Annotated in this window: 18 protein-coding genes and 1 pseudogene; 12 read left to right on the top strand and 7 right to left on the bottom strand. The window is 51.8% G+C overall.

Translation table 11 applies throughout. The features are described 5' to 3' along the window. Nucleotides 1–299 precede the first annotated feature (299 nt). From rbsK to uhpT, 7 genes are all read left to right on the top strand, one after another. A complete protein-coding gene (rbsK, locus tag FDX14_RS05655) occupies nt 300–1,220 on the top strand; it encodes a ribokinase (RefSeq protein WP_137349165.1) in 921 nt (306 codons plus the stop codon). Between the two features lie 27 nt (nt 1,221–1,247). Continuing rightward, nucleotides 1,248–2,564 (top strand): L-fucose:H+ symporter permease, encoded by a 1,317-nt coding sequence (gene fucP / locus FDX14_RS05650; RefSeq protein WP_042311481.1) that lies wholly within the window; start codon nt 1,248–1,250, stop codon nt 2,562–2,564. An 11-nt stretch (nt 2,565–2,575) separates the two neighbouring features. Continuing rightward, a complete protein-coding gene (locus FDX14_RS05645) occupies nt 2,576–3,589 on the top strand; it encodes an aldose 1-epimerase family protein (protein ID WP_137349164.1) in 1,014 nt (337 codons plus the stop codon). A 100-nt stretch (nt 3,590–3,689) separates the two neighbouring features. Continuing rightward, nucleotides 3,690–4,283 (top strand): response regulator transcription factor UhpA, encoded by a 594-nt coding sequence (uhpA, locus tag FDX14_RS05640; protein ID WP_038635664.1) that lies wholly within the window; start codon nt 3,690–3,692, stop codon nt 4,281–4,283. Beyond that, nucleotides 4,280–5,782 carry a signal transduction histidine-protein kinase/phosphatase UhpB gene (uhpB, locus tag FDX14_RS05635; RefSeq protein WP_137349163.1) on the top strand — a complete coding sequence of 501 codons (1,503 nt, stop codon included), beginning with the start codon at nt 4,280–4,282 and terminating at the stop codon, nt 5,780–5,782. The genes uhpA and uhpB overlap by 4 nt, the downstream gene beginning before the upstream one ends. Nucleotides 5,783–5,791: 9 nt before the next feature. Next, nucleotides 5,792–7,120 carry an MFS transporter gene (locus FDX14_RS05630; RefSeq protein WP_042311488.1) on the top strand — a complete coding sequence of 443 codons (1,329 nt, stop codon included), beginning with the start codon at nt 5,792–5,794 and terminating at the stop codon, nt 7,118–7,120. Nucleotides 7,121–7,262: 142 nt separating this feature from the next. Next, nucleotides 7,263–8,654 carry a hexose-6-phosphate:phosphate antiporter UhpT gene (gene uhpT, locus FDX14_RS05625; RefSeq protein WP_038635654.1) on the top strand — a complete coding sequence of 464 codons (1,392 nt, stop codon included), beginning with the start codon at nt 7,263–7,265 and terminating at the stop codon, nt 8,652–8,654. 47 nt (nt 8,655–8,701) lie between these two features. On the opposite strand, the gene FDX14_RS05620 is transcribed toward uhpT, so the two are convergent. The 5 genes from FDX14_RS05620 to FDX14_RS05600 form a co-directional block, all read right to left on the bottom strand. Then, nucleotides 8,702–9,322 carry a 2-dehydro-3-deoxy-6-phosphogalactonate aldolase gene (locus FDX14_RS05620; RefSeq protein ID WP_042311490.1) on the bottom strand — a complete coding sequence of 207 codons (621 nt, stop codon included), beginning with the start codon at nt 9,320–9,322 and terminating at the stop codon, nt 8,702–8,704. Beyond that, nucleotides 9,315–10,211: a 2-dehydro-3-deoxygalactonokinase gene (locus FDX14_RS05615; RefSeq protein WP_137349162.1), complete on the bottom strand. Its 897-nt coding sequence runs from the start codon at nt 10,209–10,211 to the stop codon at nt 9,315–9,317. The genes FDX14_RS05620 and FDX14_RS05615 overlap by 8 nt, the downstream gene beginning before the upstream one ends. Before the next feature lie 53 nt (nt 10,212–10,264). Then, entirely contained in the window at nt 10,265–11,575 is a 1,311-nt protein-coding gene (locus tag FDX14_RS05610) for an MFS transporter (protein WP_137349161.1), read from the bottom strand. A gap of 63 nt (nt 11,576–11,638) precedes the next feature. Beyond that, nucleotides 11,639–13,156 carry a UxaA family hydrolase gene (locus FDX14_RS05605; protein ID WP_170973571.1) on the bottom strand — a complete coding sequence of 506 codons (1,518 nt, stop codon included), beginning with the start codon at nt 13,154–13,156 and terminating at the stop codon, nt 11,639–11,641. A gap of 21 nt (nt 13,157–13,177) precedes the next feature. Further along, the gene (locus FDX14_RS05600; protein WP_042311498.1) at nt 13,178–14,077 is read right to left on the bottom strand and encodes a dihydrodipicolinate synthase family protein; all 900 of its coding nucleotides are present in this window, start codon (nt 14,075–14,077) and stop codon (nt 13,178–13,180) included. A gap of 245 nt (nt 14,078–14,322) precedes the next feature. Between FDX14_RS05600 and FDX14_RS05595 the strand changes: the two genes are divergently transcribed. From FDX14_RS05595 to nepI, 3 genes are all read left to right on the top strand, one after another. Further along, nucleotides 14,323–15,078: an IclR family transcriptional regulator gene (locus FDX14_RS05595; protein WP_042311500.1), complete on the top strand. Its 756-nt coding sequence runs from the start codon at nt 14,323–14,325 to the stop codon at nt 15,076–15,078. An 18-nt stretch (nt 15,079–15,096) separates the two neighbouring features. After that, nucleotides 15,097–15,549: a DUF1198 family protein gene (locus tag FDX14_RS05590; RefSeq protein ID WP_137349160.1), complete on the top strand. Its 453-nt coding sequence runs from the start codon at nt 15,097–15,099 to the stop codon at nt 15,547–15,549. Nucleotides 15,550–15,719: 170 nt separating this feature from the next. Beyond that, nucleotides 15,720–16,904 carry a purine ribonucleoside efflux pump NepI gene (gene nepI, locus FDX14_RS05585; protein WP_137349159.1) on the top strand — a complete coding sequence of 395 codons (1,185 nt, stop codon included), beginning with the start codon at nt 15,720–15,722 and terminating at the stop codon, nt 16,902–16,904. Between the two features lie 56 nt (nt 16,905–16,960). On the opposite strand, the gene gmuD is transcribed toward nepI, so the two are convergent. Both gmuD and FDX14_RS05575 read right to left on the bottom strand, forming a co-directional pair. Continuing rightward, nucleotides 16,961–18,343: a 6-phospho-beta-glucosidase GmuD gene (gene gmuD, locus FDX14_RS05580; protein WP_137349158.1), complete on the bottom strand. Its 1,383-nt coding sequence runs from the start codon at nt 18,341–18,343 to the stop codon at nt 16,961–16,963. A gap of 93 nt (nt 18,344–18,436) precedes the next feature. Continuing rightward, on the bottom strand, nt 18,437–18,730 hold the full coding sequence (locus FDX14_RS05575; protein ID WP_023183846.1) for a YicS family protein: 294 nt from the start codon (nt 18,728–18,730) through the stop codon (nt 18,437–18,439). Nucleotides 18,731–18,859: 129 nt separating this feature from the next. Between FDX14_RS05575 and FDX14_RS05570 the strand changes: the two genes are divergently transcribed. Continuing rightward, a complete protein-coding gene (locus tag FDX14_RS05570; protein ID WP_061380876.1) occupies nt 18,860–19,276 on the top strand; it encodes a GNAT family N-acetyltransferase in 417 nt (138 codons plus the stop codon). 16 nt (nt 19,277–19,292) lie between these two features. Continuing rightward, nucleotides 19,293–19,619 (top strand): annotated as a pseudogene (locus FDX14_RS05565) (transcriptional regulator); the annotation flags it as partial. Nucleotides 19,620–19,652 lie beyond the last annotated feature (33 nt).

Here is a 19,652-nt window from a genome sequence, read left to right as displayed (position 1 = left end):
ATGTTCCTTCAGTAACATTTTTGTGTTTCTTAGAACATGGCATTGCCGCATTACTATACGTCTGACTATTCGGAAATAAAAGCGTGTTTTTTCACGTTTTATTGATTATATACAGTTAAATTTCAGTCAATTGTAAGCAATTTCATCATTTGTAGTGTGATGGGGCTGCAACATTTAGCGTAATAAATAAACAATAAAATGATCTTCCAATCGCGATCCTAGTCACAAATGATACGAAAGTAACATGATAATGTTATTTTAATATCATTGTTGTGTGATTGTTTCTGAGAGGTAGTAAAATGGATATCGCGGTTATTGGCTCCAACATGGTGGATCTCATCACCTACATCAACCAGATGCCCAAAGAAGGGGAAACGCTGGAAGCGCCGGCGTTCAAAATTGGCTGTGGGGGCAAAGGCGCAAATCAGGCCGTTGCGGCCGCTAAGCTCAATTCCAAAGTGCTGATGCTGACAAAAGTCGGTGATGATATTTTTGCGGATAACACTATTCGCAATCTCGAATCCTGGGGAATTAATACCACCTATGTCGAAAAGGTACCCTGCACCAGCAGCGGTGTCGCACCGATCTTTGTTAATGCCAACTCCAGCAACAGCATCCTGATTATTAAAGGAGCGAACAAATTTCTCTCCCCGGAAGATATCGATCGTGCGGCGGAAGATCTGAAAAAATGTCAGCTTATTGTCCTGCAACTGGAAGTGCAGCTGGAAACCGTTTATCACGCGATTGAATTTGGCAAAAAACACGGTATTGAAGTGTTACTAAATCCCGCCCCTGCATTACGGGAATTAGATATGTCTTATGCCTGTAAATGTGATTTTTTCGTGCCGAACGAAACCGAGCTGGAAATATTAACCGGTATGTCAGTAGATACCTATGACCATATTCGCGCAGCGGCACGTTCTCTGGTTGATAAAGGTCTGAACAATATTATCGTCACCATGGGTGAGAAAGGTGCGCTGTGGATGACGCGTGACCAGGAAGTCCATGTTCCGGCGTTTAAAGTGAACGCTATCGATACCAGTGGCGCAGGCGACGCTTTCATCGGTTGTTTTGCTCACTATTACGTTCAAAGCGGTGATGTGGAAGTCGCCATGAAAAAAGCCGCTCTCTTCGCTGCTTTCAGCGTTACCGGGAAAGGCACTCAATCATCTTATCCAAGCATCGAACAATTTAATGAGTTTCTTACCTTAAACGAATAATACTCCTGCACTGTAAAAGGTAGCACTATGAACGATAAAAACATCATTCAGATGGCTGACGGCTATTTGAATAAGACCCCTCTGTTCCAGTTTATTTTGTTATCCTGTTTATTCCCGTTATGGGGATGCGCAGCCGCATTAAATGATATTCTGATTACGCAATTCAAAAGCGTATTTTCACTCAGCAACTTTGCCTCGGCATTAGTTCAGAGTGCCTTTTATGGCGGTTATTTTTTAATTGCAATTCCGGCATCTCTGGTGATTAAAAAGACCAGTTATAAAGTCGCCATTTTAATGGGGCTGACCCTTTATATCGTTGGGTGTACGCTCTTTTTCCCGGCATCGCACATGGCCACCTACACCATGTTCCTTGCGGCGATTTTCGCGATTGCGATTGGTCTGAGCTTCCTGGAAACAGCGGCCAACACCTACAGCTCAATGATCGGCCCAAAAGCGTATGCCACTTTACGCCTGAACATCAGTCAAACTTTTTATCCTATTGGCGCGGCGGCTGGTATTCTGCTGGGTAAATATCTGGTCTTCTCTGAAGGCGAAAGCCTGGAAAAACAGATGGCCGGGATGAACGCCGAGCAGATCCATAACTTTAAAGTGTTGATGCTGGAAAATACTCTTGAGCCATATAAGTACATGATTATGGTGCTGGTTGTGGTGATGGTGTTATTCCTGCTGACCCGCTTCCCGACCTGTAAAGTTGCGCAAACCACGAGTCGTAAACGCCCGTCCGCGATGGATACACTGCGTTATCTGGCCAGCAATGCCCGTTTCCGTCGTGGAATTGTGGCGCAATTTCTTTATGTGGGGATGCAGGTCGCGGTGTGGTCATTTACCATCCGTCTGGCACTGGAATTAGGTGATATCAACGAGCGCGACGCCTCAACCTTCATGGTCTATAGCTTCGCCTGCTTCTTTATCGGCAAGTTTATCGCCAACATTTTGATGACGCGCTTCAATCCGGAAAAAGTGCTGATTCTCTATTCCATCATTGGTGCCCTGTTCCTCGTCTATGTTGCACTGGCGCCAAGCTTCAGCGCTGTGTATGTCGCAGTGCTGGTGAGTGTCCTGTTTGGACCCTGCTGGGCGACAATCTATGCTGGTACGCTTGATACCGTGGATAACGAACATACCGAAATGGCAGGTGCCGTCATTGTTATGGCGATTGTCGGCGCGGCGGTGGTTCCGGCGATTCAGGGCTATGTGGCTGATATGTTCCATTCATTACAACTTTCGTTCCTGGTTTCCATGCTCTGTTTCGTGTACGTCGGCATCTACTTCTGGCGTGAAAGCAAAGTGCGCAACAACCTGGCTGAAGCGACAGTTTCCTGAGGAGAGCGATCATGACAACACGTATAACGCTGTGGCGAGAACTCTTTGCAGAGCATCCGCGAATCTTACTGAAGAATAGCGATTTCACGGTTACCGCATTTCGTTACGCCAGCGGAGTGGAAGGGCTGAAGGTAGAAAACAGTCGTGGACATCTGGTTATTCTGCCCTGGATGGGGCAGATGATCTGGGATGCTCAGTTTGATGGCCATGACCTGACCATGCGTAATATGTTCAGTCAGCCGAAACCGGCGACGGAAGTGGTGGCGACCTACGGTTGTTTTGCCTTCCACTCAGGTCTGTTGGCTAATGGCTGCCCATCACCAGAAGATTCACATCCTTTGCACGGTGAAATGGCTTGTGCCGCGATGGATGAAGCCTGGCTGGAGCTGGAGGGTGAGAATTTGCGCGTGGGCGGACGCTATGAGTATGTGATGGGGTTCGGTCATCATTATCAGGCGCATCCTGCGGTGGTAATGCACAAAGCGAGCGCGCTGTTTGATATTCAGATGGCGGTTACCAACCTCGCTTCAGTGGCAATGCCGTTGCAGTACATGTGCCATATGAACTATGCCTACGTACCGGAAGCCTCCTTCAGCCAGAATATTCCGGATGAGGCCATGAAGCTGCGTGAGTCGATACCCGCGCATGTTAAGCCGACTGAGCAATGGCTGGCGTTTAATCAGCGGATTGTGCAGGGCGAGGCTTCTCTGGCGCGGCTCAATGAACCGCATTTTTACGATCCGGAAATTGTCTTCTTTGCTGACCAACTGGACAGGTACACAGATAAGCCGGAATTTAGCATGATCGCATCTGATGGCACCACGTTCGTTACACGCTTCTCTAGCGCGGAGCTGAATTATGTGACGCGATGGATCCTGTATAACGGTGATCAACAGGTTGCGGCATTCGCCTTGCCTGCAACCTGTCGACCCGAAGGATTCCTGGCGGCACAACGCAATGGCACCTTGATTGAAATAGAACCGCAGCACACCCGGATATTTACCGTCACGACAGGCATAGCCTGATCGCTCAAGGCTTGAACACCAAAGCGCTTATCGTTAAGGTAAGCGCTTTTGCCGGATGGCGCTACGCTTATCAGGCATGCCTTAGCGCCAGGACAAACCCATGATCACCATCGCCCTTATCGACGACCACACTATCGTCCGCTCCGGCTTTGCCCAACTGCTGGGGCTGGAAGCTGATTTGCAGGTTGTGGCGGAATTTGGCTCCGGGCGCGAGGCGCTGGCCGGTTTACCGGGGCGCGGCGTGCAGGTGTGTATTTGCGATATCTCTATGCCCGATATCTCGGGCCTTGAGCTACTCAGCCAACTGCCAAAAGGGATGGCGATTATCATGCTCTCCGTCCACGACAGCCCGGCACTGGTCGAGCAGGCGCTCAACGCAGGCGCGCGTGGCTTTCTTTCAAAACGCTGCAGCCCGGATGAACTGATTGCCGCCGTGCATACCGTGGCGACCGGCGGTTGCTATTTGACGCCGGACATCGCCGTCAAGCTGGCGGCCGGGCGTCAGGATCCGTTGACAAAACGCGAGCGTCAGGTGGCGGAGAAGCTGGCACAGGGGATGGCGGTGAAAGAGATTGCCGCCGAGCTGGGGTTGTCGCCGAAAACGGTGCACGTTCATCGCGCCAACCTGATGGAAAAGCTGAACGTCAGCAACGATGTTGAGCTGGCGCGCCGGATGTTTGACGGCTGGCAATGAACGCACTTTTCTCCCGGTTAATTACCGTTGTTGCCTGTTTCTTTATCTTTTCCGCCGCGTGGTTTTGCCTGTGGAGCATCAGCCTGCACCTGGTTGAGCGCCCGGAACTGGCGGTACTGCTGTTTCCGTTCGGCCTGCGTCTGGGATTAATGCTGCAATGCCCGCGCAGCTACTGGCCGGTGCTGCTGGGCGCGGAGTGGCTGCTGATGTACTGGCTGGCGCAGGAGGTGGCGCTGGCCCATTTGCCACTTTTGATGATCGGTAGCTTCCTTACGCTACTCCCGGTGATGCTGATTTCGCGATATCGCCATCAACGCGACTGGCGCACGTTACTGTTGCAGGGCGCGGCGCTGACAGCGGCGGCGCTGCTACAATCGCTGCCGTGGCTGGGGCAGGGCGAGGAAGCGTGGAATGCGCTGCTACTGACCCTGACCGGCGGATTAACGCTGGCGCCGATCTGCCTGGTGTTTTGGCACTACCTCACCAGCACCACCTGGCTGCCGCTCGGCCCGGCGCTGGTGTCGCAGCCGGTGAACTGGCGCGGGCGACATCTGGTCTGGTACCTGCTGCTGTTCACCGTCAGCTTGTGGCTACAGCTCGGTTTGCCCGCCGAACTTTCGCGCTTTACGCCATTTTGCCTCGCTTTACCGATTATCGCGCTCGCCTGGCACTACGGCTGGCAGGGGGCGCTGATCGCCACGCTGATGAACGCCATCGCGCTGATTGCCAGCCAGACCTGGCACGATCACCCGGTCGATTTACTGCTCTCGCTGCTGGCGCAAAGCCTGACCGGCCTGCTGCTTGGCGCGGGTATTCAGCGCCTGCGTGAGCTTAACCAGTCGCTGCAAAACGAGCTGGCGCGCAATCATCGGCTGGCGGAACGTCTGCTGGAAACCGAAGAGAGCGTGCGCCGCGACGTCGCGCGCGAGCTGCACGACGATATCGGCCAGACCATCACCGCCATTCGCACTCAGGCGGGTATCGTACAGCGCCTGGCTCCAGAGAACCCGGGCGTTAAGCAAAGCGGGGCGCACATTGAACAGCTTTCGCTGGGCGTGTATGACGCCGTACGCCGTCTGCTGGGGCGTTTACGTCCGCGCCAGTTGGACGATCTCACGCTGGAGCAAGCCATTCGTTCGCTGATGCGTGAAATGGAGCTGGAAAGCCGCGGTATCGTCAGCCACCTTGACTGGCGAATTGATGAGTCATTGCTGAGCGAAAGCCAGCGCGTGACGCTGTTTCGCGTCTGTCAGGAAGGGCTGAACAACATTGTGAAGCACGCCAATGCCAGCGCGGTGACACTCCAGGGCTGGCAGCAGGATGAGCGGCTGATGCTGGTCATTGAGGACGACGGCAGCGGCTTGCCGCCGGGGTCGAACCCACAAGGTTTTGGTCTCACCGGGATGCGCGAGCGGGTGACGGCGCTCGGTGGTTCACTCACGATATCCTGCATGCACGGCACGCGCGTCAGCGTGTCGCTGCCCCAGCGCTACGCCTAAGGAACGGCCATGTTTCAGTTTTTAAAAGCTCCGGCCAGCGCGCCGCTTATCACCGACAAGCAGGAAGTGGACGCCCGCTACCGTTACTGGCGGCGGCATATTTTGCTGACTATCTGGCTCGGCTACGCGCTGTTTTATTTCACGCGCAAAAGCTTTAACGCCGCGGTGCCGGAAATTATCACCAGCGGTGTGCTGACCCGCAGCGATATTGGCCTGCTGGCGACGCTGTTTTACATCACCTACGGGCTGTCGAAATTTGTCTCCGGTATTGTTAGCGATCGCTCCAACGCCCGCTATTTTATGGGTATCGGGCTTATCGCCACCGGCGTGGTTAACATCCTGTTCGGCTTCTCAACCTCGGTCTGGGCCTTTGCCGTACTGTGGGCGCTGAACGCCTTCTTCCAGGGCTGGGGCGCGCCGGTGTGCGCCCGTCTGCTCACCGCGTGGTATTCGCGCAACGAGCGCGGCGGCTGGTGGGCTATCTGGAACACCGCGCACAACGTCGGCGGCGCGCTGATTCCGATCGTCATGGCGGCGGCGGCGCTGCATTACGGCTGGCGCGCCGGGATGATGATTGCCGGGACGCTGGCGATTGTGGTGGGCGTTTTTCTGTGCTGGCGGCTGCGCGACAGGCCGCAGGCGATTGGTCTGCCGCCGATTGGCGACTGGCGGCACGATGAATTGGAAATTGCCCAGCAGCAGGAGGGCGCGGGGTTAACTCGTAAAGAGATCCTCACCAAATATGTGTTGCTTAATCCATATATTTGGCTGTTGTCGCTGTGCTATGTGCTGGTGTACGTGGTGCGCGCGGCGATCAACGACTGGGGCAATCTGTATATGTCGGAGACACTCGGCGTCGATTTGGTCACTGCCAATACCGCCGTGACCATGTTCGAGCTGGGCGGCTTTATCGGCGCGCTGGTTGCAGGTTGGGGCTCGGACAAGCTATTCAACGGCAATCGTGGGCCGATGAACCTGATTTTCGCCGCCGGAATTTTGCTCTCCGTGGGCTCGCTATGGTTGATGCCATTCGCCAGCTACGTGATGCAGGCGGCGTGCTTTTTCACCACCGGCTTCTTCGTCTTTGGCCCGCAGATGTTGATTGGCATGGCGGCGGCGGAGTGCTCGCACAAGGAGGCGGCGGGCGCAGCGACCGGCTTTGTCGGCCTGTTTGCTTATCTGGGGGCATCGCTCTCCGGCTGGCCGCTGGCGAAGGTGATGGAAGTCTGGCACTGGAGCGGATTCTTTGTGGTGATCGCCATCGCGGCCGGCATCTCAGCACTGCTGTTGCTGCCGTTCTTAAACGCCCAGGCACCGCGCGATCTCAACGAAGCGTGATGCACCTCACCTTTTTGCCCCGAGTGGCGTAAAACTAAGAAATTTTCCCGGTTTCACCTGGACGCTGTCTCAGGCGTGTCTCCCGGCTGATTTTTACAATGCCTGCCATTCGCAGGTAAAAAAATCAGCTCGGGAGTGTCAAATGCTGGCCTTTCTCAACCAGGTGCGCAAGCCGACCCTGGATCTGCCGCTCGATGTGCGGCGCAAAATGTGGTTCAAACCGTTCATGCAGTCCTATCTGGTGGTCTTTATCGGCTACCTGACCATGTACTTGATCCGCAAGAACTTCAACATCGCGCAGAACGACATGATCTCCACCTACGGGCTGAGCATGACGCAGCTGGGGATGATTGGCCTGGGATTCTCCATCACCTACGGTGTGGGTAAAACCGTGGTTTCCTACTACGCGGACGGCAAAAATACCAAGCAGTTCCTGCCGTTTATGCTGATCCTCTCCGCCATCTGTATGCTTGGCTTCAGCGCCAGCATGGGCGCGGGGTCAACCAGCCTGTTCCTGATGATCGCTTTCTACGCGCTGAGCGGCTTCTTCCAGAGCACCGGCGGCTCGTGCAGCTATTCCACCATCACCAAGTGGACGCCGCGCCGTAAGCGCGGTTCCTACCTCGGCATGTGGAATATCTCCCACAACCTCGGCGGCGCGGGGGCGGCGGGCGTAGCGCTGTTCGGCGCGAATTACCTGTTCGACGGCCACGTCATCGGTATGTTTATCTTCCCGTCAATTATTGCCCTGATTGTCGGTTTTATCGGCCTGCGCTACGGCAGCGACTCCCCGGAATCTTATGGCCTCGGTAAAGCCGAAGAGCTGTTCGGCGAGGAGATCAGCGAAGAGGACAAAGAGACCGAAGAAAATGAGATGACCAAATGGCAGATCTTTGTTGAGTACGTGCTGAAAAACAAAGTGATCTGGCTGCTATGTTTCTCGAACATCTTCCTGTACGTGGTGCGTATCGGTATCGACCAGTGGTCCACCGTCTACGCCTTCCAGGAGCTGAAGCTCTCCAAAGAAGTGGCGATTCAGGGTTTTACCCTGTTTGAAGTGGGCGCGCTGGTCGGCACGCTGCTGTGGGGCTGGCTCTCCGATCTCGCTAACGGTCGTCGCGCGCTGGTGGCTTGCGTGGCGCTGGCACTCATTATCGCCACGCTCGGCGTATACCAGCACGCCAGCAACCAGTACGTCTATCTGGCGTCGCTGTTTGCCCTCGGCTTCCTGGTGTTCGGTCCGCAGCTGTTAATCGGCGTGGCCGCCGTCGGATTTGTACCGAAAAAAGCGATCGGCGCGGCCGATGGCATTAAAGGCACCTTCGCCTACCTGATTGGCGACAGCTTTGCCAAGCTGGGTCTCGGGATGATCGCCGACGGCACACCGATTTTCGGCCTCACCGGCTGGGCAGGCACCTTTGCCGCGCTGGATACCGCCGCCATTGGCTGTATCTGCCTGATGGCCATCGTGGCCGTGTTTGAAGAACGTAAAATTCGCCGCGAGAAAAAGATTCAACAATTGAAAGTTGCTTGAGTTAAGTGTGCATTGGTAACTTTTGCCCGCCATAATGGCGGGCTTTTTTATGCCTGAGACTGACAGAAGGTATTATAAGCCTCGATAAATGCCTTCGCATTTGCGGCTGTTTGGTGGATAGATTGTCCGGCACGATACAGATCGCTGCCTAAGCCGGCACCGAAACAACCTGCCTTCAGGTAATGGGACAAATTGTCTGGCCTAATTCCGCCCACGGCATACAAAGGGACTTGAGGAGGCAAAACGGCTTTTAATGCCCGGATGTAATCCGGTCCCAGTTCCCCCGCAGGGAAAATTTTCAATCCGTCCGCGCCATGCCGGAATGCAACAAATGCTTCGCTGACTGTTTGGCAGCCGATGCAGGTCGTCATTTTGGCCGCTCGCGCAGTATCAATTACTTCCGGATCGGTGTTGGGCGTAAGGATAAATGCACATCCCAGCGAAGAGAGTGTGCTGACATCACTGACATTGGTGACCGTTCCGGCACCGATTTTTACCGTATGACCATAATGTTCCACGGCAAGAGCAATACTACGTTGCCAGTCTGGTGAATTCAGCGGTATTTCTATTGTGCTGAATCCGGCTGTAATAAGTGCATCAATATGGGCCAGCACTTCATCGGGCTTCACCCCACGTAAAATAGCGACCAAAGGGTTACGACTATTCATTTAAAAGTCTCCTGATACCATTAACAAATGCGTTTTCACCATTACAGAGCCGACAGCGATAACCGAAATGATGAAACAGGCGTTGATAGCGGCTGAGCAAATCGTCATTGCCCACCAGAATGACTTCTTCTTCAGTGTTAATGGCATAATGCTGTAGCATTTGTGCTATTTCATGGCCAATCAATAACCCTGACAGAGATTCGTAAAGCGAATCAGGTAACAACGCATGGGTGAGTATTCGGGCTCTCAGATCAAATAGGCTGCGGGATAAACATGTTTCCTGCCAGCCGCGTTCGGCTCCTGCTAAAAAAGCCTGTTCGTTCGTGTTTTGTTCCCCGGCGTTTTTTCCAACGATGGAGTAACGTGAAAGTAAGTGGAAAAACTCGCCAGTCATGATGGTTTGAAAATCGCAGACGTTACTCTCTTGTACCTGCACCCATTTGCTGTGTGTTCCAGGGAATACGTACCAGTTCTCATCAGCTAAGGCGCCAAAAAGCTGAGTTTCCTCTCCACGCATGACGTTGTAGTTTTCTGGCCCGGTAATTTGCAGGCCTGGAACGATGAAAGTGGGAAAAGGGCCGGCATCTTCAACCTTTGTTAGATGCTGTGATAATGCACTTAACGGGGTTGGACAATGTAAATAGTGGCTATCTACCCACCCGATATTACTGCCCACCATTCCGCTCATTATGACGGTTGTATCTTTGCTTAATGGCCGGGGACACAAACTGAGCAGTGTGAGCCAGGTGTCTTTGAATACACCTGGTTGATGTTTGAGTACCCCATTCTGACTGGCGTGTTGCCAGACACATTGATTATGTTGATAGACCCAAATGCGCAGGTTAGTTGAGCCCCAGTCTACGGCAATGAAATTCTCTGAATTGAACATACATCGTTCCTGATGTTGAAAGATGGCCCGTAAACGGGCCAGATTCAGGTGGACTATTCGTCGGTAATGACCATTTTTTTATCAAAGTTGATCAGCAACGAGCAGATGAGATAACCCACCGCAGCCAGCGCAAAGAACATCATCGCTGCGTAATAGTTCCCCGTGGATTGCACCAGGAAACCGATAAAAATAGGCAGGATGGCTGCGAACAAGTTACTGGTGAAGTTCATAGTTCCACAAATGGTGCCTGCAACTGATTGTGCGCCCAGCAGTCCGGGTATTGACCAGTAAACGCTGGCCCATCGCAGGGGAAAAAGGGCAATAGTGAGCAAGGTAATTGCGACGGCTGGCGTCGAGCTTTGTGCGCAAAGGAAAATACCTACACCAGCGGTGGTAGCCGAAATCGCCAACATCGTATGCATAACGCGGCTTGTTTTTGCCCCTTTGCTGCGCCATTTATCCATAATGTAGCCGCCAGTCAGTTGGCCGACAAAACACAGCAGGAAGATCAGCGCCATTGCTCCGCCCATCGATTTGATATCAAAACCGTAGGAGGCCTGGAAATAGAGCGGTAGCCATGTCATCAGGCCATAGAACACGAAGCTATAGCAGACCCAGCCACAGATAAGTGCAATCACATTACGTTGTTTCAGGTAAGGTTTGATATCGGCCAGACGGTATTTCTTGCTACTGGTTTCAGCACCGTTTGCCGCAACAATATAGTCTAGTTCAGCTTTATTGATGCTGGGGTGTTCTGATGGATAAGTGCGGATGTACCACCAGGCCAGTAAACCGACAATCATTGTTCCCACACCAGCCACCACGAATGCCATACGCCATGAGTCGAAAAAGGCAATAAGTCCGGCGATGATCACCGCACCCAGCGCCGTACCCAATGGCGCGCCGCCATCAAGTAGCATCGAACCACGTCCACGTTCGGTTGGCGTTAACCATGTGCCCATTAACTTCGCGCCGGCGGGCATGATTGGAGATTCAGTGACGCCTAACCCCAGACGAGAAAGTGAAAGGGTGAAAATGGAGTGACACAGAGCCGCTATGGCTTGAAATGCTCCCCATAAGATAGTGGCCAGAGCAATGATATTTCTGGCTTTGAATTTATCAGCAATGACCCCACTAGGAATTTGCATTAATGCATAAGCCCAGAAAAAGGCACTATGAATCACACCAACAACGCGAGTATCGGTAATACCAAATTCATCTGTAATATAAGGCATGGCAATAGAAAGAGAGGTGCGGTCAATATAGTTAATAGCACCTAATAAGAGCATAATAATAAATATGCGCCACCTTACTGTTGTTGCCTTTAATTTTTCTTCTTCAGTATTTACGTTAACAATAGACATAAGGGCTCCTTGCCATACTCATAATGAGTATGGCGGTACGAGGTATTGTTATCTTGTGGAGTGTTACATTATGGAGCCAACAGTCCATGGGACGAATTCTTGACTGCCATAGCCAAATTCCTCACTCTTCGTTTTTTTACCTGATGCCATTTCAAGGATCATCTGGTAGATACGTTCACCGACTTCTGCAATGGATTCTTCCCCCTCGACAATGGTTCCGCAATTAATATCCATATCCTCCTGTTGGCGTTGCCAAAGCGCATTATTGGTAGCCAGCTTCAAACTTGGGGTTGGCTTGGAACCAAAGGCAGAACCGCGGCCTGTGGTGAAACACAGAAGATTTGCTCCTCCGGCGATTTGCCCCGTGACGGCAATAGGGTCATATCCAGGGGTATCCATAAAGACAAAACCTTTCGCAGTTACCGGTTCAGCATACTCATACACTTCTGTCAGATTGGTTGTACCCGCTTTCGCAATACCACCAAGTGATTTCTCCAGAATTGTCGTCAGTCCGCCGACTTTGTTACCCGCCGAGGGGTTGTTGTTCATTTCGCTTCCGGTGCGGCGGCAATACTCTTCCCACCAGTGAATACGGGCAATGAGCTTTTCACCAATCTCGCGAGAAACGGCGCGGCGGGTAAGAAGATGTTCTGCACCATAAATTTCGGAGGTTTCAGATAAAATCGCTGTTCCGCCTTGTTGCACCAGTTTATCTACCGCATAGCCCAGAGCTGGATTGGCTGAGATCCCGGAATAGCTGTCGGAACCGCCACACTCCAGCGCGAGTATGATTTCTGATGCCGGGATAGGTTGGCGTGTTACCTGGTTAGCAACGGGCAACATTTGGTTAACCAGGGAAATTCCTTTCTCAATGGCGTGACGTGTACCGCCCACATCCTGAATGGTATAACTGTGCATCATTGGGCCATCGGCCAGTCCATGGGCGTTCATCATGTCTTTAATTTGACTGGATTCGCATCCCAGTCCAACGATGATTACTCCGGCAAAGTTGGCATGAGTGGCATAACCGGCCATCGTACGTCTCATAACGTCCATTGATTCACTTTTAGAGCCAATAGCACAGCCAAAACTTTGTGGTAATGACACCACGCCATCAACATTCGGGTAATCTGCAAGACCCTGCAGACGGAAGTGATCCTCAATAGCTCTTACGACCGTGGCACTACAGTTTACGGAGCTTAAAATACCGATGTAATTACGTGTAGCTGCACGACCATCGGCGCGTCGGATACCCATAAAGGTATCCTGTTGAGGGGCTGGGGAGGGTGAATGGCAATCTTCGCCCCAGGCATAGTCGCGTTCGAAGTCACCCATTCCCAAATTATGCATGTGGATGTGTTCGCCAGGCTTAATGGGCTGAGTTGCGAAGCCAATAATTTGCCCATAACGTCTGACCGCATCGCCAACTCTCAGTGCATGCAGGGCGATTTTATGCCCTGCGGGAATATCACTGAGTACCGTAATGTGCTCTTCTTCAAGCCGGGTGCCTGCGGGGACAGCCTGCCTTGCGATAACCACATCATCTTTGGGATTCAATTTTAATACAGGGTTGATGTTCATTATCTTTGCTCTCATGCTGGTTTATACCGCAATACGGGATAAAATATTTTTAACCTGTTCTCTTTTTTCTTCATTTAACGGTAATGCTGGCGGGACAACTGCAGTTGATATATCCACGCCACTTAATTTAATGGCGGTCTTGATAACGGCAAAGAACGGTTGTTCTAAGGCATATAAAGGTGATAACCCGGCAAGTTGTTGTTGAAGTGCTTTGGCGGTAGCAAGATCGTTCTGCTGAACAGCCTGATAAATTCCGCGTGTAATATGAGGCGCAAAGTTAAATGTTGCCGGAATGCCGCCATGTCCACCGAGTAATAATGTATCAAGCAAATATTCGTCATAACCGCTAAAAATGATAAAATCTGGGCGGAAACAGTGAACCTGATTGATAACTTCCCTGGTGTGGCTAATGTTATCAATTGTATCTTTAATGCCAACGATATTTGGTACTTCGCGGGCAAGGCGAGTGATAACGTTTAAACCAATATCTTGGCCAGTTAGTTCTGGAAAATTATATAAGAAGACGGGAATGCTTAGCGCTTCAGCGATTCGTTTGTAATGCGTAAAGCGGGCCTCATCGCTGAGTTTTGCATAATAAGGATTGACTACCAGTACTCCTTTTGCGCCCGCGTTTTCAGCATGCTTTCCAAGTTCGATAGTTTCCGCTGTGCTGGCGCAGGCGATACCAATAAGAACAGGAACTCTACCAGCAACATGCTGCAGGCTAAACTCTGCAATTTGCTTTCTTTGTTCGGACGAGAAATGGGAAAATTCGCCACCACTGCCCAGAATGAGCATTCCGTCGGCACCATTGCTAATCACATGGTCAATCATTACTGCCATTCCTGCGCGATCCAATTCACCGCTTTCGTCAACGATAGTCGGCACTGGTGGGAAGATGCCCTTAAAAATGTTCAACATTGCCACTCCTTTAGTTCTGTATATGGAACTTATGTTCTGTATATTGAAGTTAGTACAGCAAATATCCAAATCGTTCGTCAACGTTTTTTGCAGAACAAATGAACAACTGTGAGATGGATCGGGTTTGTGGGTATAAAATTTAGGTAATAGAGCCCAGTTTGCGTATGTGCAAAAAAGCCGCATTCCTGAGAAAAGTGATTGCGGTATACTGTGCAGAGTCTATGAATAAAAAAGATTAATAGCGCATGAACCAAGACATTACGACCTCTGTTCCCGCATTGGATAAGACAGTAAAAATCTGTAATTATCTTTTTAACTCCCCAGGAGCGACGTTCAGTCAGATTCAGCAGGATCTGGCATTACCAAAAAGCAGCACGTCTTCCCTGCTAAATGCACTGGTTGCGCATCATCTTTTGCGCCTGGAAAAGGGACGTTTCTTTTTGGGCTTGAAGCTGTACGAATGGGGAAATCGTTCGTTGGAACAATTTGATATTCGTAATGCAGCACTTCCTGTTTTGGAAAAACTGCGTCAGCAAACGGATCTGACCTGTCACTTAGGTATATTGGATGAAGTCGCGCCAATTTATCTTATGAAGTTGGAGAATACCCAGCCGATTGGCATTCGGACCTGGGTTGGTAAAAAATTACCGATGCACAGCTCCGGTGTGGGGAAAGCGCTTTGTGCCTGGTTGCCGCAGGACAAAATCGATGAACTGTTGCCTGAGGAAGTGTTGCCACGGTATACCGAAACCACCATTACCAGCAAAAAAGCATTAATGAAGGAATTTGCCAGAATCCGCGAGCAAGGCTGGGTCTTTGATAACGCCGAAGACTCTCCTGGCATCTATTGCATTGCCGCACCGGTTTTTAACCGTAATAAAGACGTGATTGCGGCAATAAGTATCAGCGGCGTTGAATTACAAATGCCAAAAAATTGTATTCCACAATATTCGCAATGGGTGCGCGAAGCCTGTCAGTCCCTTTCGGAAAAATTAGTTTAAGCGGCGGTATCGTCATTAATGATTTGGATAATGCTGGCCACGTTGGTGGTTGTTTTTGTAGTGGGTTTTCGGGTGCTGACGTCTGGATCACGACGGGCCATTCGCCGTCTGAGTGAGCGACTGAGTATTGATGTAGTACCAGTAGAATCGATGATTGACCAGATGGGAAAAATACAGGGTGAGGCGTTTTTACAGTACCTGCACCGCCCTGAGGAATCGCATCTGCAAAATGCCGCCCAGGTATTGTTAATCTGGCAAATCGTCATTGTCGACGGTAGTGAGCAGAACCTGCTGCAGTGGCACCGCCTGCTACAAAAATCTCGCCTGGCCGCCCCGATCACCGACGCGCAGGTGCGCCTGGCGCTCGGGTTTCTACGTGAAATGGAGCCGGATATGCAGGAACTTAACGCGTTCCAGATGCGCTATAACGCCTTTTTCCAACCTGAAGATGGCGTGCACTGGCTGCACTGATAGTGATGCCTGATGGCACTACGCTTATCAGTCCTACAAAGAGGCTCAGCCGTAGGTCGGATAAGGCGACGTCGCCATCCGGCGGTGAGAGTTGTCAAAACGTTAAATACGTCACACTTTTAATGTTACAATGCGTAACTTTTCTACAATAACCCCACGCAGGTAACAAAATGAGTGACGCTGTTGAACAAAAATCCCGCGCTGAGGTAAATACCCGGCCAAACTGGTCGGCGGTATTCGCCGTGGCGTTCTGTGTTGCCTGCCTGATAACCGTTGAGTTTCTGCCCGTTAGCCTGCTGACGCCAATGGCGCAGGATCTGGGCATTTCGGAAGGCGTTGCCGGACAATCAGTGACCGTGACGGCGTTTGTCGCCATGTTTGCCAGCCTGTTTGTGACGCAAATTATCCAGGCGACCGATCGTCGCTACGTGGTGATCCTGTTTTCGATTCTGCTGACGCTTTCCTGCCTGCTGGTTTCATTTGCTAACTCTTTTACGCTACTGCTGATCGGTCGTGCCTGTCTGGGGCTGGCGCTCGGCGGGTTCTGGGCGATGTCAGCGTCGCTGACTATGCGTCTGGTTCCCGCGCGTACGGTGCCGAAAGCGCTGTCGGTGATCTTTGGCGCGGTGTCCATCGCGCTGGTGATTGCCGCGCCGTTGGGAAGCTTTTTGGGCGGCATCATCGGCTGGCGCAACGTGTTTAACGCGGCGGCGATAATGGGGGTGTTGTGTACCATCTGGGTGGTGAGAGCGCTGCCTTCGCTGCCGGGCGAACCTTCGCATCAGAAGCAAAACATGTTCAGCCTGCTGCAGCGCCCCGGAGTAATGGCCGGGATGATTGCCATCTTCATGTCCTTTGCCGGGCAGTTCGCCTTCTTTACCTATATTCGCCCTGTCTATATGAATCTGGCGGGCTTTGATGTTGATGGCCTGACGCTGGTGCTGTTGAGTTTTGGTATCGCCAGCTTTGTCGGGACGTCGTTCTCTTCGGTGATTCTGAAGCGCTCGGTCAAATTGGCCCTGGCCGGTGCGCCGCTGGTGCTGGCGCTCAGCGCGCTGGTCCTGATTTTGTGGGGTAGCGATAAAGTGGTTGCCGCGGGCATTGCAATAATCTGGGGGCTGGCGTTTGCGTTGGTACCGGTTGGTTGGTCGACGTGGATCACCCGCTCACTTGCCGATCAGGCAGAAAAAGCCGGATCCGTCCAGGTCGCCGTGATCCAGCTTGCCAATACCTGCGGGGCTGCGGTGGGAGGCTACGCGCTTGATAACCTCGGACTGCTGTCGCCCCTGATGCTCTCGGGCAGCCTGATGCTGCTGACAGCGCTTCTGGTTACGATGAAGGTCAGGATTCAGTGAAAACAGTTGCCGGATGGCGCATCGTTTTCAGTCAACACTGTCATCCGGCAACTTAATCAATCAAAACCATTATTTTCGGCGGTATGGGCAAACCATTCGCCGCTCTTTTTCACCGTGCGTTTTTGCGTTTCTAAATCCAGCTGGACAAAACCGTAGCGGTTTTTATAGCCGTTGAGCCATGACCAGTTATCAATAAAGGTCCACATATGGTAGCCAAGGCAATGACAGCCTTCGCTAATGCCTTTATGTAGCCATTTCAGATGCTCAGCAACAAATTCGATACGGTAGCTGTCGTTAACTTGTCCTTCCTGAATAAAGCGCTGTTCGTTTTCTACACCCATACCGTTTTCTGAAATAAAGCAGCGTGGGTTACCGTAATTATCGCGAAGATTGGTAATAATATCGTAAATACCCGGCTCATAAATTTCCCAGCCGCGGTAAGGGTTCATTTTACGCCCCGGCATTTCGTAGTAATCAAACAGCCACTCCGGCATAAACGGCGCATTCGGATTGACTGCCGTATCGCGACATTTCACACGACGCGGCTGATAATAGTTAATCCCCAGCAGGTCGATTTTGCCGTCGGCGATCAACTGCGCATCGCCTGGCTGGCAGGCCGGAAGCTGATCGTACTCTTTCAGCAATGCCACCAGGTCAGCTGGATATTCCCCTTTCAGCACCGGGTCGAGGAAGCTGCGGTTAAACAGCAGGTCCGCATGGTGCGCGGCTTTGACATCTGCCGGATGCTGCGAGCGCGGATACGAAGGCGTCAGGTTTAATACCACGCCAATTTCACCGTCATGGTTTGCATCACGATACGCCCGCACCGCCGTCGCATGCGCCAGCACGGTATGGTACGCCACGGTGGCCGCACGTTTGAAATCCACCACGTTAGGGTAATGGAAGTCATACAAATAACCACCTTCTACCGGAACAATCGGCTCGTTGAAGGTGAACCAGTGCTTAACACGGTTGCCGAACAATTTGAAACACGTCTGTGCGTAGCGGCCAAACGCCTCGACCACTTCACGGTTTTCCCAGCCGCCTTTTTCCTGCATCACCATCGGCATGTCGAAGTGGAACAGGGTGATAAATGGCGTTATGCCTTGCGCCAGCAGCTCGTCGATGACGTTATTATAGAAATCGACGGCCTGAGGATTAACCTCACCGGTGCCGTCCGGGATCAGGCGTGACCAGCTCAGAGATGTACGGAAGCTGTTGTGTTTCAGCTGTTTGAGCAGTGCGATGTCCTGTTTCCAGTGCTGATAAAAGCCTGAGGTGTTCGCCGGGCCAACCCCCTGATGGAAACGACCTGGCTGACGGTCGAACCACACATCCCACGTGGTCTGGCTTTTACCGCCGTTCAGGCTATCTCCTTCGGTTTGTAGCGCCGAGCAGGCACTGCCCCACCAGAAGTTTTCAGGAAAACGGTATCGCATATTGTTGCTCCATTGCTATTTATCTGTTCTGGCAACAATACGTGTTTTTACGATACAGAAACCGGTTACAGTGCTCATTTTACAACATAATGGCTATAAATCAGGGCATTCCACTTTGCCAAGCGCTTCCCAGTAGTTGTTCTGATTGTTTCTTTGTATTGCCAGAATGGCTTCGCGAATGTGCTGTTGATTGCGCGTATCAGCCATAATTGTTTTTTCCCACACCTCATCTGACGGCGACCCTTGCGGGGTGCAAATCTTACGTAAGTCATTCAGCACGGTATTTTTTTCGTGTACAGCCTGCAGACCGCCATACGCTGAGTCGGCTTGCGCCAGAGCGGGTAGCGTTAAAAGGACGGCAATAATCGGAAAAATGGCTCGTTTCATGATAATAATCCTTGTTGTCTATGCGCATCATCTCAAGAGTAAGTGTAGACGGCATACGACTCACTCATCAGCCTGTGTTAATGCCTAAAACTAAATCAGCCAGACGTTGTAGTTTTTCAGGAGGATAGGATGCAAATACAGATTACCGATACGATTACCGAAGACGATCAAAACGCGCTGCTGAGTGGATTGCGTGCGTACAATCGCCAGTTTCTCAGAACCACCAATTTTGGCGACCTGGCAGTGTACTGGCGCGATGAGCACAATGAAATTCTGGGCGGGTTGATCGGCAAAATTAAAGGCGAATGGCTGTGCATTGAGTTTTTATGGATGCATGATTCGCTGCGTAAAGGCGGTTACGGCACAAAATTGATGCAGGCGGCGGAACAAACCGCGCGTGAGAGAGGGTGTCTGCATGCACTGGTGGATACGATGAGTTTCCAGGCGCTGCCGTTTTATCAGAAAAACGGCTATCAGCTGCAAATGACCCTCGATAACTTCCCGGAAACCGGTGCCGCGCGCCATTATTTGTCGAAAACGTTTTGATGACCGGAAGGTCTGGATGCCGCGAGGACTGAATCTTGCCCAACTGGCGCAGGAAACGGCGTTCACAGCGGAGGCCATCGGCTTTAATCTTGGGCTGGCGCGTAACTCGGTCAGTAAAGATCTAAATCAGCTCTGGAATGACGGTCTGGCGATTAAAAGTCGCGGACGTCCGGTATTCTTTCTGCATCGTCAGGCAATCGAAACGCTGTTGGGACGCCAACTGGATGAGTCCGAACGCGAAGTGCAAACCGTTGCCGATCTGTTGCCTGTTCAGGAAGACCAGGCGACAGACGATCCCTTTTTCGGCCTGATTGGTTACGATCGCAGCCTGCGCGATGCGGTGTAAAGATGCCCGGTAAGCGCTAGGTTTCACCGG

The sequence above is a fragment of the Citrobacter sp. wls710 genome, assembly GCF_005281115.1.
In the GTDB taxonomy this organism is placed as follows: domain Bacteria; phylum Pseudomonadota; class Gammaproteobacteria; order Enterobacterales; family Enterobacteriaceae; genus Citrobacter; species Citrobacter werkmanii.
Note: the sequence above shows the minus strand (reverse complement) of the source record. Positions and strands in the feature narration are given on the sequence as shown.